10 protein-coding genes and 2 tRNA genes are annotated in these 13,549 nt (G+C 67.7%); 6 read left to right on the top strand and 6 right to left on the bottom strand.

The genetic code is table 11. The features are described from left to right. Positions 1-15: 15 nt before the first annotated feature. Both FFS08_RS13845 and FFS08_RS13840 read left to right on the top strand, forming a co-directional pair. Complete coding sequence (locus FFS08_RS13845) at positions 16-609, top strand: tetratricopeptide repeat protein (protein ID WP_249341068.1); 594 nt, start codon at positions 16-18, stop codon at positions 607-609. Beyond that, positions 603-1,286, top strand: a complete 684-nt coding sequence (locus FFS08_RS13840) for a Fe2+-dependent dioxygenase (RefSeq protein WP_137862562.1) — start codon at positions 603-605, stop codon at positions 1,284-1,286. Before FFS08_RS13845 ends, FFS08_RS13840 begins: the two co-directional genes overlap by 7 nt. Before the next feature lie 164 nt (positions 1,287-1,450). Here FFS08_RS13840 and FFS08_RS13835 read toward each other — a convergent pair whose 3' ends face one another. The 6 genes from FFS08_RS13835 to FFS08_RS13805 all read right to left on the bottom strand — a co-directional run bounded on the left by FFS08_RS13835 (position 1,451) and on the right by FFS08_RS13805 (position 11,253). Further along, positions 1,451-2,434: an FAD:protein FMN transferase gene (locus FFS08_RS13835; RefSeq protein ID WP_249341069.1), complete on the bottom strand. Its 984-nt coding sequence runs from the start codon at positions 2,432-2,434 to the stop codon at positions 1,451-1,453. 36 nt (positions 2,435-2,470) lie between these two features. Beyond that, a complete protein-coding gene (locus FFS08_RS13830; RefSeq protein ID WP_137862563.1) occupies positions 2,471-3,334 on the bottom strand; it encodes a DUF4198 domain-containing protein in 864 nt (287 codons plus the stop codon). 19 nt (positions 3,335-3,353) lie between these two features. Then, positions 3,354-3,887: a DUF2271 domain-containing protein gene (locus tag FFS08_RS13825; protein ID WP_137862564.1), complete on the bottom strand. Its 534-nt coding sequence runs from the start codon at positions 3,885-3,887 to the stop codon at positions 3,354-3,356. A gap of 6 nt (positions 3,888-3,893) precedes the next feature. Then, the gene (locus FFS08_RS13820; protein ID WP_137862565.1) at positions 3,894-4,541 is read right to left on the bottom strand and encodes a PepSY-associated TM helix domain-containing protein; all 648 of its coding nucleotides are present in this window, start codon (positions 4,539-4,541) and stop codon (positions 3,894-3,896) included. A 650-nt stretch (positions 4,542-5,191) separates the two neighbouring features. After that, positions 5,192-9,790 carry an NAD-glutamate dehydrogenase gene (locus FFS08_RS13810; RefSeq protein ID WP_137862566.1) on the bottom strand — a complete coding sequence of 1,533 codons (4,599 nt, stop codon included), beginning with the start codon at positions 9,788-9,790 and terminating at the stop codon, positions 5,192-5,194. 158 nt (positions 9,791-9,948) lie between these two features. After that, a complete protein-coding gene (locus tag FFS08_RS13805; protein ID WP_137862567.1) occupies positions 9,949-11,253 on the bottom strand; it encodes a PAS domain-containing protein in 1,305 nt (434 codons plus the stop codon). A gap of 190 nt (positions 11,254-11,443) precedes the next feature. On the opposite strand from FFS08_RS13805, the gene FFS08_RS13800 reads away from it, so the two are divergent. From FFS08_RS13800 to FFS08_RS24320, 4 genes are all read left to right on the top strand, one after another. Beyond that, positions 11,444-11,519, top strand: a tRNA-Thr gene (locus FFS08_RS13800). A 266-nt stretch (positions 11,520-11,785) separates the two neighbouring features. Continuing rightward, positions 11,786-11,872, top strand: a tRNA-Leu gene (locus FFS08_RS13795). A 165-nt stretch (positions 11,873-12,037) separates the two neighbouring features. After that, positions 12,038-13,348 (top strand): tyrosine-type recombinase/integrase, encoded by a 1,311-nt coding sequence (locus FFS08_RS13790; protein ID WP_137862568.1) that lies wholly within the window; start codon positions 12,038-12,040, stop codon positions 13,346-13,348. Further along, positions 13,317-13,475, top strand: a complete 159-nt coding sequence (locus FFS08_RS24320; protein WP_137862569.1) for a hypothetical protein — start codon at positions 13,317-13,319, stop codon at positions 13,473-13,475. Before FFS08_RS13790 ends, FFS08_RS24320 begins: the two co-directional genes overlap by 32 nt. The last annotated feature ends 74 nt before the right edge of the window (positions 13,476-13,549 follow it).

The following is a 13,549-nucleotide window of genomic DNA, read 5'->3' as shown; positions in this document are numbered from 1 at the left end:
GGCGCCGAGCAGGGCGTGGCCGAGGCGCAGGCCGTGCTGGGCCAGATGCTGCTCGATGCCGGCAAGCCGGGCGAGGGCTTCGCCTGGTTCAACAAGGCGGCGGCGCAGGGCCATCTGATGGCGCTGAACATGGTCGGGCGCTGCTATGACCTCGGCTGGGGCACGCCGATCGACAAGGTGCGGGCGGCCGAGTGCTTCCGCATCGCCGCCGCGCGCGGGCTGGACTGGGGCATGTATAATTACGCGACCGCGCTGGCGCTGGGCGAGGGGCTGGCCGAGGACAAGGCCGCCGCGCTCGGCTGGTTCGAAAAAGCCGCGGCGATGGGCAATGCCAAGGCGATGAATTATGTCGGCAGCTTCCACGAGGATGGTTGGGTAGTGGAACGCGACATGGCCAGGGCCGCCGGCTTCTACGCCCAGGCGGCCGAGGGCGGCGATTTCCGGGGTGCGTTCAATCATGCCCGGATGCTGCTGGATGCGGGGGGCGTGGACGCGGCGCGGACCTGGCTCGCCCGGTGCCGCGAGACCGCCACGCCGGCCTTTGTGCAGAAGGCGCGAGGCTGGCTGAGGGCCTCGCGCTGGCCCGAACTGGAGGAGCTGCTGTGCTGATCGCCATTCCCGAACTGCTTTCGCCGGAGGAGGTGGCCGAGATCCGCGATGTGATCAACCCGGCGGAATGGGTGGACGGCAATGTCACCTCCGGCGCGCAATCGGCGCTGGCCAAGCGGAACGAGCAGCTGCCCGAAGGCGGCGAGGCGCATCGCCGCGCGGGCGCGATCCTTCTTGACGCGCTGGGCCGCTCGCCCCTGTTCGTGGCGGCGGCGCTGCCGCTCAAGGTCTTCCCCCCGCTGTTCAACCGCTATGGCGGCGGGCAGCACTTCGGCACCCATGTCGACAATGCCGTGCGCATCCAGCGCGGCACCGATTTCCGCATCCGCTCCGATCTCTCGATGACAGTCTTCCTGGAGGATCCCGGCAAATATGACGGCGGCGCGCTGGTGATCGAGGGGCAGTTCGGCGAGCAGGCGGTCAAGCTGCCGGCGGGGCATGCGATCCTCTATCCCTCGTCGAGTCTGCACCGCGTCGAGCCGGTGACTCGCGGCACGCGGGTGGCGAGCTTCTTCTGGCTCCAGTCGATGGTCCGCGACGACGGCGCGCGACGCATCCTGTTCGAGATGGACCAGGCCGTGCAGCGGCTGGTGGCGACGCTGGGCAATGATGATCGCTCGGTGATCGAGCTGACCGGCGTCTATCACAATCTCCTGCGCCGCTGGGCGGATGCCTGAGCCGGGAGTTCCGGAAGCTTGATGGGTCCACGTTTTCCCCTCCCGACCTTCGTTGAACCGCAGCGGCGGTCTGTCTTGGCAACCAACAGGGCGGCAGGATTGTCGGTATTGGTTCGTATGTGCGAAGATATGAACCAAATAGGTTAAATTCATATTGTGGCGAGCTAGCTCAGCATCGCGTGTAGCGCCGGGGAGACGTGCTCGCTGAAGCCGGCGCCTTCGCGCACCACCATATGCGCCGCGAGCCCTTCGCTTTCGGCCAGCGCCATGCCCGCCGGACCCAGCACGGCGAGCGCGGTCGCCCAGGCATCCGCCAGCATGCAGGAAGCGTGAAAGACGCTTACCGAGGCGACGCCATTGTCCAGCGGCCGGCCGGTGCGCGGGTCGAGCGTGTGGGCATAGTTGCGGCCGCCATGGGCGAAGCTGCGGCGATAGTCGCCCGAGGTGGCGACCGACAGGCCGTGGAGCGCGGCGCGGAGCGGAGCGAAGCCGCTGCCCGGCACGGGCTCCAGATCGACCCACCAGGGCTGGCCGTCGGGCCTGATACCCTCGCCGCGCAACTCGCCGCCGATCTCGACCAGGAAATCGGGCAGCGCCATGCTGCGCAGCATCTCGGCGACGCGGTCGACGCCGTGCCCCTTGGCGATGCCGGAGAAGTCGAGCGTGGCGGGGGTAGTGCGGCGGGCGCGGCGCTCGCCCTGCTCGATCCGGGCGCGGCCGGAAATGGCCCGGGCCTCGGCGATCTCCGCGTCGCTGGGCAGGCCCGTGCGCGGGCCGGGCGGGCCGAAGCCCCACAGGTCGACCAGCGCCCCCATTGCCGGGTCGAAGGCGCCGCCGCTCTTCTGCGCCACCGCGAGCGCAGCGGCGAGGACGCAAGCGAAGCCGGGGGGCAGCGGCTGCCAGCGGCCGGGCTCGCTGCGATTGAAGCGGGAAAGGGTGGAGTCCGGCGCCCAATGGCTCATCTCGGCGACGACGCGGTCGAGTTCCGCCTGGATCGCGACCGCAATGCCTTCCGGCGCGGCGACGATGCGGGCCGACCAGCTGGTGCCCATCGTCTCGCCTGTGCAGGAAACGACAGGGGTGCCCGCCCGGCGGCGATGGAACGCCGCGGGCGAGAGGGCCGGGGGGATGGCTATTCTGACGGTCATCGTCTGATCGTCATCCCGGCGAAGACGGCCCGGAAACTATGGCGCCAGCACTTCGAGCGTGGTGACGTAGCTCACGCGGGCGCGCGGCGGGCCGGCGGGGCCGCTCGGAGCCGCACCCGCGGGGCGCTGGGCGCCGGCAGCCGGACCTTCGGGCCGCTCGCCGCCTTCGTTGACCATCACCCAGTACATGCCGGGATCGCCCCATTTGATCGAGACCTTGCCCACGGCATCGGTCTTGAGGACCTGTTCCTTCAGATCGTTGCGATAGCGGATGCCGCCCGGAATGACGGTGACGGTGAGGCCGGCGCCGGGCTTGCCGTTCTTCAGGAACTGGAAGTTCGCCGGCTCATTGGTGACGAGATCGTTCGGATGGGTGATGGGCGCCAGTTCGATGCCCTTGCCGCTGGCCTTGAACACCGTGGCGGTCGGCGCGCCCTGGGTGATGAAGATCTCGTTGCGGCTGAGATTTTCCGCGGTCTGCACGTCGGTGGCGCCGGCCGGGATCGCGGCGGCGAGCGTCGCGGCGGTGGTGCCGCGCGGCAGCGTCTTGCGTTCTCCGTTCAGCATGTAGCTGCCGAACACGCCCTCATTGACCACCGCGACCTTGTAGGTGCCCTGCTGCGTCAGGTGCAGGTCGAAGGTCGCGCGGAACTTGCCGAGATTGTGGTTCTCGACCTTGCCCTCGGTGCCGTCGGGCTGGGTGACGATGGGCACCGCGCGCAGCGGCTGATGATCGAAGAAGAACAGGTCGTTCGACACGGCGGCGTCGACCGTCACCCAATTGTCGGTGCCCGAGACGGTGGTCGACGACGGCACCATCCACATGCGGTGGGCGATGGCGGCCGGGGCAGCGATCGCGGCGATCGCGGCGGCGGCGAGAAGCGGCTTGCGGAAGTTCATGGCTCCATTCCCCCTGAAATCAGCGCTTGATCGAAACGGTGACGGCGCCGAGCTCGCTCGTGCCCCTGGCGGCGCCGCGCGCGGCGGTGCCGTTCCAGGTGAAGGGCACGGTGACGACTTCACGGCCGCCGACTTCGCGTGCGGCTTCGACCATCAGCTTGTAATTGCCCGGCGTGAGCGCCGGCATGCCGCCGCGCCCGGCGACGAGCGTGACCTTGTGGCTGCCCGCCGGGCGGGTGGCGCCGGTGACGCCGTCGGCCGGGAAGGTCATGCCGCGCCCGGCCACTCGCCACCATTGGCGCATGTCGCGCAGCCATTTGGTGCCGGCGCCTTCCTTGCTGTTGCCGTCGAAATCATACCAGACTTGGAGCGTGCGCGGGGCGGCGCCCTCCTTCTCCAGCCAGATCGCCACATAGGGACGGTGATATTCGGCGACCTTCAACTGCGGAATGGCGATCGACAGGTCGAGCGTCTGCGCGCCGGCGGCGGCGGGAAGGCCGGCCCCGCCGATCGCGGCGAGCGTGAGGCCGGTGATGCGATAGTGCATGGACATGGCTCCCTAGTGGATCAGGAAAATCGCGACGAGCGCGGGAATGACGAGGCCGGCGGCGACGAGCGGCCAGGTGCTCCGCCGATGCCTGGAATGCATCCACAGCAGCACCAGGCCGGTGAGCGTGAAGACGATGCAGGCGAGCACGAAGATGTCGATGAACCATTTCCACGCGGTGCCGGCGTTGCGGCCCTTGTGGAGGTCGTTGAGATAGGCGATCCAGCCGCGCGAGCTGATTTCGCTGGTCACTGCGCCGGTGTCGCGATCGATCGAGATCCAGGCGTCGCCGCCGGGCCGCGGCTTGGCAAGATAGATCTCGCCGGCCGACCATTCGGCAGTTCCGCTCGCGTCGATCTTCACCTGGTCCTGCACCCATTTGGCCACGTCGGCGGGGATCGGCTTCTTGCTGTCGGGCCGGTCGTCGGCTTTCACCCTGGCGAGCAAGGCCGGGGGCAGTTGCGCGGCGCGATCGATCGATTTCGGTGCGGCTTCGATATCCGCCGCATGGTTGAGCGTGAAGCCGGTGATCGCGAAGAGCAGCAGCCCGATCAGGCTGATCGCCGAGCTCATCCAATGCCAGGTGTGCAGCTGCTTGAGCCAGAAGCTCTTGCGGCTGCGCTTCGCTTTGGCCTGTGCCTGGGCAGTGGGGGCGTGCATTTCGGGTGCGTGATTCCAGGGCGATTCGATGCCGGTCCGTAACGCGAACGATTCGCAATTGCAAACCTGATGCGGGATGTCGGGCGGTTGGTTCCGGTTATGCAACGGGACGGGGATCGCTGCCGAATGCGCCAATCCGGCGTCACGCACACCTATCCCTTCGAAACAAGTATCCACCTAGTCATCCCCGCGCAGGCGGGGACCCAGTGTCTCTCTGCTGTATCGCCCCTGACTCTGGACCCCCGCCTGCGCGGGGATGACGAGAGTGGGATGGCAGGGGGATGAGAGGGGTGGAATAGTCGTCAGACAAGTTCAGCATGACGATTTGCGTCCTTTCCTCGCCGATCCTCATCCATTCTCTCGCATGCGCAGCAAAGATGCGCCGCAGTGCAGCGACGAATGTTTCTTGCCGACTTCCAGGAAATTACGCAGCTTCCTTCCGGATAAGACTTGGGAGGACTGGATGTCGGCACTTTATATCGGTCTGGCGGTGGTGTGCGTAGTCGGGGTTTCGGCCTGCCTGGGCGGCATGTACCTCATCCTGCGGAGTACGCCACCGGCGGCACGGGCCGACTCCGAAGCCTGATGACGGCTTGACCCCGGGGGCATGGGAGCCCGGCCGGTCCAGGGCGGACCGGCCGGGCTTTCCTTTAGCGGGCGAGAAGCACGCGCGCCTGGCCGGCGATCTGCGCGAGCATCGCGGCATTGGGCACCGCAGCCTGGCGAGCGCGGCGAACCAGGGCCGTGAACTGCTCGACCCGGGCGGCATTGACGCCAAGCCACGCATCCACCGCACCCTGGGGGTCCGCGGCCTGGCCACGGCTCAGGAAGTCTAGGCGGATCTGCTGGAAGTCGCGGGCGAGGCCGGCGATCAGCAGGCGCTCCCACACATCGCCGGTGGTGATGCGCGCGGCGGTCGACTGGGCCCAGTCGAGCCCGAGCGCCTGGCCGAGCGAAGTGAAGGCGCGCGTGAGCGGCGTCACTTCGATGCCCAGGCGAACGCCGAGATCGGCGAGGCCGACGGCGCCGTCCAGCTCGAACAGCTTGACCACCCTGGCGACCAGCTCGCTCGGCGCGCCGGCGGCCTCGAGGCGAGTGGAGATGCGGTTCGACTGGGCCTTGACCTCGTCGAGCAGCAGGCCCTTGGCGGCCTTGTCGAGCGCGTCGATGCCGGGCTTGAGGCGCTCGATCACTTCGGCGGGGCTGGCGCCCGGCGGCGAGACGCGCAGCAGGTCGGCGACCTGGCCGCGCACCGCCACCGCCATCTCGTCGAGCAGCGCGATGCGCGCGCCTTCGGAGATCGCGGCGGTTTCCACCGCTTCCCACAGCGCGGGCAGGCAGAAGAGCCGCTCGGCGACGACGAACATCGCGGCGATATCGGCCATCGCCGACCCTTCCTCCTCGGCGAGCTCGAAGGGGTGGAGCACGCCCAGCCGGTTGATCACGCGGTTGGCCAGCTTGGTGGCGACGATCTCGCCGCGCAGGCGATGCTCGTCGATCGCCTTGCCGAACTTCGCCTGCATCGCCTTGGGGAACGCATGGTGCAGATCGCCTTCCAGCGCCGGATCCTGGCCGAGCCCGGTATGTTCGATCGCATCCTGCAGCGCGAGCTTGGTCGAGGCGAGCAGCACGGCGAGTTCCGGCCGGGTGAGGCCATTCTTGTCCTGCGCGCGGCGGAGCAGTTCCTCGTTGCTGCCAAGGCCTTCGACCGCGCGGTCGAGCCGGCCCGAGCCTTCGAGGATCTCGATCACCCGGACATAGCTGGGCAGCGCGACATAGCCGTCATTCTCCATGAAGGAGAGCGCGAGCGTCTGGAGTCGGTTGTCCTCGAGCACCAGATGCGCAACGTCGTCGGTCATCGCGGCGAGCAGCGTGTTGCGGTCTTCGAAGGCGAGGCGCCCTTCGATCATCTCGCGGTTGAGCGCGATCTTGATGTTGACCTCATTGTCCGAGCAGTCGACGCCGGCCGAATTGTCGATGAAGTCGGTGTTGATGCGGCCGCCCAGCGACGCGAAGGCGATGCGCGCCGCCTGGGTGACGCCCAGGTTCGCGCCTTCGCCCACTGCCTTGCAGCGCAGCTGCTCGGCATTGACGCGCAGCCGGTCGTTCGCCGGGTCGCCGACTTCGCCGTTACTTTCGGACGCGGCCTTGATGTAGGTGCCGATGCCGCCGAACCAGAGCAGCCCGACCTGGGCCCTGAGGATCGCCGAGATCAGCGAGACCGGGTCGATCTCCTTCACGTCGAGGCCGAGCAGCGCCTGGATTTCCGGGCTGAGCGGGATCGACTTCTCGGTGCGCGGGAACACGCCGCCGCCCTTGGAGATCAGTGCCGGATTATAGTCCGCCCAGCTGGAGCGCGGCAGCGCGAACATGCGGGCGCGCTCGTCCCAGCTCCTGGCGGGATCGGGATCGGGATCGAGGAAGATGTGGCGATGGTCGAACGCGGCGACCAGCTTGATCGCCTTCGACAGCAGCATGCCGTTGCCGAACACGTCGCCCGACATGTCGCCGCAGCCCGCCACGGTGACCGGCTCGGACTGGATGTCGGTGCCCATTTCCAGGAAGTGGCGGCGGACCGAGACCCAGGCGCCCTTGGCGGTGATGCCCATCGCCTTGTGGTCATAGCCGTGCGAACCGCCGGACGCGAAGGCGTCGCCCAGCCAGAAGTTGCGCTCGGTCGCGATCGCGTTGGCGACGTCGGAGAAAGTCGCGGTGCCCTTGTCGGCGGCGACGACGAAATAGGGGTCCTCGCCGTCCAGGATGCGCACGCCCTCCGGATGGACGACCGCGCCCGACACGATGTTGTCGGTGATCGACAGCAGCGTGCGGATGAAGATGCGGTAGCTCTCGGTGCCTTCGGCGAACCAGGCGTCGCGATCGGTGGCGGGGGAGGGGAGCTGCTTGGGATAGAAGCCGCCCTTGGCGCCCGTCGGCACGATCACGGCGTTCTTCACGCGCTGCGCCTTCATCAGGCCCAGGATCTCGGTGCGGAAATCGTCGCGCCGGTCGGACCAGCGCAGGCCGCCGCGCGCGACCGGGCCGGCGCGCAGATGGATGCCCTCGACGCGCGGGCTGTAGACCCAGATCTCGCGCCAGGGGAGCGGTTGGGGCAAGCCCGGCACCTTGGCCGAATCGAGCTTGAACGCCAGCGCCTCCCTGGCGGCGGGCGCATAGGCGTTGGTGCGCAGCGTCGCGAGCACGACGCCGCGGATGGTGCGCAGGATGCGGTCGTCGTCGATCGCCTGGACCTGGGCCAGGCCGGCCTCGATCGCGGCGGCGGCAGCGTCGATCGCGGCATCGTCGCCGGTGCGGGCCGGGTTGTGCGCGGCATCGAAGCGCTCGATCAGCGCATTGGCGACGCCCGGCGCGCGGCGCAGCGCGTCGACAACCGTGGCCATGCCATAGTTCATGCCGGTCTGGCGGAGATAGCGGAACCAGGCGCGGAACAGCACCACCGATGCCGGCTTCATGCCGCTCTCGACGATCAGCCGGTTGAAGCTGTCATTCTCGGCATTGCCCTCGAGCACGGCGGCGAGCGCTTCCTCGATAACCGCGGCATCGCCCTTCAGCCCCGTGGCCGAGACGGCGAAATCATGGACGAAGGCGCCGCCGGTCAGCGCGGTCGGCACTTCCTCGATCACGCGGAAGCCGAAATTCTCGAAGGCGGGCACCGCGTCGGACAGCGCCAGCGCGCCGCCCTGGGCATAGAGCTTCACCCGATATTCGCCGGCCTTGCCGTCGATCGGCGTGATCCGCACCGAGCGATCGCCCGGATTGTCGAGCCGGGCCAGGTGCAGGATGTCGCGGGCCGCTTCCTCGGGCGTCGAGGTGGTGCGATAGGCCGGCGGAAAGGCATGGGCATAGCGCAGCGCCAGGCGGGTAGCGCCCGTCGGCCCGGTATCCTCCATCAGCGCCGCTTCCACCGCCGGCACCCAGCCGCGCATCATCCGCTCGAGCTGGTTGTCGAGCGCCTCGGCATCCGGCATCGTGCCGCCCGCGCGCAGATCGAGCGTGTAGCGCAGCAGCGCGACTTCGCCGTCCTCGAGCGCGATCGACCAGTTGATGATCTTGGCGTTGGCCGCTTCGGCGAGCAGCTCGCCCACTGCCTCGCGGCGCGTGGTGGTGACTTCGTCGCGCGGCAGCCAGACGAATGCGAACAGATGCCGGCCGAGAAGGCTCTTCACCAGCACCAGCTTGGAGCGCGGCCGATCGGCGACGGACATCGTGGTGAGCACGAGATGCTCGAGCGAATCGGCATCGAAGGCAGTGGTCAGGTCGTGCGGCAGCGCCGTGAGCGCATGCTGCATCGCCTTGCCGGTATGGCCTTTGGGATCGAAGCCGAACTTGCGCTCCAGCCCCTCCAGCCGCGCGCGGAGCACCGGCACTTCGTCCGGATTGGCGAACAGCGCGGCGCTGGTCCACAGGCCCGCGTGAATCGACAGGCCGGTCACTTCGCTGCCGGTGAAGATCGGCACCGCCACGATGTCGAGCGGCACGCGGCGATGGACCGGCGAGATCGAGTTGGACTTCAGCAGCAGCGGCGCCTCGCCGCCCTTGCGGAAATAGTCGACCGCTGCCTTGCGCGAGGCTTCGGCGAGGATCGGGGTGTCGAGCTCGTAGCGGGTGAGGCCGAGCTTGTCGGAGACGCTGCCGTCGGTGCGCCAGGTCTCGTGGCCCAGCAGCGTCATCGCGCCTTCCTGGAACCAGCGGAGCAGCTTGGCGCCTTCGCGCGAGCCCACGGTGGCGGCGTCCGAGCCGACCGCGCTCTGCAGCGCGCGCCAGTCGTTCACGGCGTCGCGGACCTGGGCGAGAGTGCGCTCAAGCTCGGCGACCAGGCTGCGCCGGGTGCGCGCGTCGGCGCGCTCCATTTCGATGTAGATCATCGATTCGCGCTTGCCGGCGCCGATCGATTCGAGCTTGCCGGCCTTGTCCCGCTTCACGGCGATGACGGGGTGGATGATGCGGAAAACGGCAATGTTGTAGGTCGCGATCGCGCCCGAGATCGAATCGACGAGGAAGGGCATGTCGTCATTGACGACGGCGAGCCGCATCCGGCGGCTCTCCTCGCCCTGGAAGGTCTCCAGCGCGACCTTCGCGGTATCGGGGGGGCGGACGGCAGCGGCTTCCGCGACGAAATTCGCCGCCTCGGCCCGCTCGGCCTCTCCGAAATCTTCCAACTCTCCCGGCAGCGCCCCTTCGAGCAACCGCGCCTCGAACGCCTGCGTCAGCGACGTCATCATGCTTTTCATGGCAGTACCGCCTACGCTTCCGCGGTGACCGGCTCAAGACTCTCACGCAAGAAAATTACGCATTTGCCGAGAAAGGTCGCAAGGCGCGCGAAAGTGCGCCTTCGCGCGTCGCAAAGCTCGGACTATTGGATGCCGATATCCCGCCGCGGCGAGAGGGTTCAGGCCGCGGCCTTGCGGACGGCGCGTTCGGTGAGCGGGCTGTCCTCGACCCTGGCGACGATGTCGAGGCCCTGCTTGCCGGCGCGGGCGAGCAGCACCACGAACTCGTTGTCCGCGGGGATGTCGAGCGCGATGTCGACATGGGCGAGCGGCGGGCGGCTGCGCAGCTCGGCGGCGATCTGGGCGAACAGATCCGGCCTGGGCGCCGGGCGGCGATGGGCACGCTCGGCCTTCACCACGCCCTTGATGCCGCCCTCGGCCGCATCGAGGAACGCGTCGAGCCCGCCCTGCGGCACCGCGACGCGCCGGGCATGGCTGAGCACGGCGGCGAATTCGGTGATGCGGGTCTTGTCGTAATCGGCGCCGAAGACGAGCTTGACGGCGGGTGTCATCGGCGCGCGGGCCTGCACGGTGAGCCCGGCATCGGCGAGCAGCGCGGCATAGCCAGGCGCGTCGTCATCGGCGGCGAGGGCGAAATCATAGGCGCGGGCAAGCGCGCGATAGAGCGCCGAGCGGCTGCGCGTGTCCGAGGCGCGGGCGGCGGCGGCCGATTCGCGGGCGCGGAGCAGCTTGTCGGCAAGGCTGGCATCGACGGCGAGGGGCGATTCGACGGCCGGGGCTTCCGCGGCGGGCTCGGCCGGGGCGGCCGGCGCGTCGAAGCCGGCGCTCGGACCATCGGCCCAGACCGGCGCGGCGGCGAGGCTGCGCGGCGCGGTGCGGCGCGATTCCTCCACCTCGGCTTCGAGCTTGGCCTGAGTCTCGGCGTCGACCAGTTCCTTCCAGTTGATCACGCCGTAGATGAAATCGATCGTGTCCTCTTCCGAATCGGCGCCGGACGAGAAGGGCATCAGGATGCCGCGATAGAGCGTGTTGTGGCCGCGCGTGCCGACGAACTCGGCCTCGAAGCCGATCGGCGCCCGATTCGCGATGATCTGGAGATAGTGATCGGTCAGGCGCGACAGCAGCGAGCGGCTGGGCACCTGGGCGACATGGGTGATCGAAGTGTCGAGCCCGGTTTCCTCGCGCAGCGCGCGGCCGAGGAAGCGAATCGCGGGATCGTCGACGCCCTTGGAGAAATCGAGCAGCACGCTGTGCGCGCCGAAATCCATGATGTTGTCCGGATCGAGATCCTCGATCGACGGATAGGCGCGGCCGCGGAGCAGCGAGACCCAGTGGTTATAGGCGCGCACGTGCATGCGGCGCTCATCGGTGCCGATCACCAGTTCGCGATCGTTTACGGCCTCGTCCGCCTCGCCCTGCGGGTTCGAGTCGAGCGGGTGGTTGATGCCGCGCGCCATGTCCATGCCAAATGCTCCACTCGGGCGGGTACGCCCCTTTGTATTCGTAGAATGGCTTGTGCACGCTGTGTGGTAAACGACGCGTAAAGGCGGCGCTTTTCCTCGCTTGTGCGCGGCAAGGCTTTCGCAACGCTTGTCAGCTAGGAAACATGCTGGTAAGCGCGCCGCTCCTTCGGGGCTCCGCGCCCCTTGGTTGGCCGCCTTAGCTCAGCTGGTAGAGCATCGCATTCGTAATGCGGGGGTCACAGGTTCGAGTCCTGTAGGCGGCACCATCCTTCTCCGGAAAATCGGCGGATCTTGCGAACGGGCAGGTGCTGGCGGGGAGTGCCCCGGGCATCGTCTGCGTGCTTCGAGCGCATGGCGTGGAGATATTTTCCCTTTCGCGCCCGGGGTTTCGCCCGGCTGGAGGGGGCTGTGGATCGCGGCGATGGGCGGCCGGCGGTGCAACTGGACGAAAAATCGATCCTGGCGATCAAAATGGCATTCGGGGCGGTTGACAGCCGGGGGGCTCGCCCGTAGAGGCGCTCGCCTACCCCGTGCCCAGATGGCGGAATTGGTAGACGCACCAGCTTCAGGTGCTGGCGCTCGCAAGGGCGTGGAGGTTCGAGTCCTCTTCTGGGCACCATTTTCCCGGTCCATTGACGTCCATCAGCGTCGCGTAAGTGGCTGGGTTAAAAGCCTTTTTCCAAATATCTTTCCGACGAGATTTGGGCGGGTCCGCCGAGATACCAACGCTTTTGTTGGTCTATTTCGGCCCGGGATCCACCCGTTTTCGGACGGAGATACCAACATGGCTCTTACCGCACTCGCGATCAGGAACGCCCAGCCCCGGGCCAAGGCCTACAAGCTCGGCGACGGTCGATCCCTCTACCTCCTGGTGATGCCCAACGGCGCCAAATACTGGCGCCTGAGCTACCGATTCCTTGGCAAGCAACGGGCGCTCGCCCTCGGCGTCTGGCCGGAAGTCAGTCTCGCCGAGGCGCGCGACAAGCGCGATTCCGCGCGAAAGATGGTGGCCGAGGGCGTCGATCCCTTTGTCGAGAAGCAGCGTAGGAAGCTCCGCGCTCAGATCGACGAGAACATCACCTTCAAGGGCGTCGCCGAGGAGTGGTTCGTCAAGATCACCCGCGAGGAGCGGGCCGAGGTGACGCTCAGCAAGGTGCGCTGGCTGCTGGAGAAGGTCTATCCGTTTCTCGGCCATCTCCCGCTCCACGAGATCGAGGTGCAGGAAGTGCTGGCTGTGCTGCGCAAGATCGAGGCTACCGGCCGCTATGAGAGCGCGCGACGGATGCGCAGCGTCATCAGCCGTGTGTTTCGCTACGGCATCGCCACGGGGCGAGCGAAGGTTGATGTCGCCCGCGACCTGCGCGGCGCGATCATCGTTCCCAAGACCAAGCACTTCGCCGCGATCACGCGGCCGAAGGAAGTGGGTAAGCTCCTTCGCGACATCGACGATTGCCCTGGATACGCGACCACCAGGCTCGCGCTGCGGATGACGCCGCACGTCTTCGTGCGCCCCGGGGAGTTGCGCCGGGCCGAATGGAGCGAATTCGACCTAGAGCGCGCGGTGTGGTCGATCCCGGCAGAGAAGATGAAGATGCGCTGGCCGCATCAGGTGCCGCTGTCGCGGCAGGTGCTCGACCTGCTCGACGAGATTCGGCCGCTGACCGGGCACAGCCCCTATGTCTTCCCGGCCTCTCATACCTGGAAGCGCCCCATGTCAGAGAACACCGTCACCTTCGCGCTCCGGCGGATGGGTTACAGCGGCAGCGAGATGACCGCGCATGGCTTCCGGGCGATGGCGGCGACGCTGCTCAACGAGATGGGACTATGGAACCCCGACGCGATCGAACGGCAGCTCGCCCACATGGAGAACAACGGCGTGCGACGCGCCTATGCGCGCGGCCAGTATTGGGAGGAGCGCGTGCGCATGATGCAGCATTGGTCAGACTATCTCGACCAGCTTCGCCTGGGCGACGATGGCGCCAAGCCGACGGGAGACAGCAAGGTGGTGACTGTCGACTTCGCCCGGCGCCACCTTCGAGCGGGTCTACCACGAGCTCAAGCGTATGCTGGCCGAAGACGAACTGCCGCCCGGTAGCCCGATCGAGCCCGCACGGATCGGCGAGCAGATCGCTTCGAGCATCACCCCCATTCGCGACGCACTGCATCGTCTCACCGGCGAGCGCCTAGGGTCAGGACCCATTGATGTGAGAGGTGCGATCTGATTCAGGCTCCGCAAGGAGACTGACTGTGAGCAACCTGTACTGGCTGACGGACGAGCAAATGGCGCGGCTCGCGC

Origin of the sequence: Sphingomonas sp. 1F27F7B (genome assembly GCF_005503355.1) — a bacterium.
Classification (GTDB): domain Bacteria; phylum Pseudomonadota; class Alphaproteobacteria; order Sphingomonadales; family Sphingomonadaceae; genus Sphingomonas.
The sequence above is the reverse complement of the archived record's forward strand: the minus strand, read 5'-3'. Positions and strand labels throughout refer to the sequence as shown.

What these genes read in the sequence shown, in the direction of transcription:
- FFS08_RS13835 (WP_249341069.1), bottom strand. Translation starts at nt 2,434, where the DNA reads ATGACCGTCAGAATAGCCATCCCCCCGGCCCTCTCGCCCGCGGCGTTC.
- FFS08_RS24320 (WP_137862569.1), top strand. Translation starts at nt 13,317, where the DNA reads ATGCTGGCCGAAGACGAACTGCCGCCCGGTAGCCCGATCGAGCCCGCA.
- FFS08_RS13790 (WP_137862568.1), top strand. Translation starts at nt 12,038, where the DNA reads ATGGCTCTTACCGCACTCGCGATCAGGAACGCCCAGCCCCGGGCCAAG.
- FFS08_RS13820 (WP_137862565.1), bottom strand. Translation starts at nt 4,541, where the DNA reads ATGCACGCCCCCACTGCCCAGGCACAGGCCAAAGCGAAGCGCAGCCGC.
- FFS08_RS13825 (WP_137862564.1), bottom strand. Translation starts at nt 3,887, where the DNA reads ATGTCCATGCACTATCGCATCACCGGCCTCACGCTCGCCGCGATCGGC.
- FFS08_RS13805 (WP_137862567.1), bottom strand. Translation starts at nt 11,253, where the DNA reads ATGGACATGGCGCGCGGCATCAACCACCCGCTCGACTCGAACCCGCAG.
- FFS08_RS13810 (WP_137862566.1), bottom strand. Translation starts at nt 9,790, where the DNA reads ATGAAAAGCATGATGACGTCGCTGACGCAGGCGTTCGAGGCGCGGTTG.
- FFS08_RS13830 (WP_137862563.1), bottom strand. Translation starts at nt 3,334, where the DNA reads ATGAACTTCCGCAAGCCGCTTCTCGCCGCCGCCGCGATCGCCGCGATC.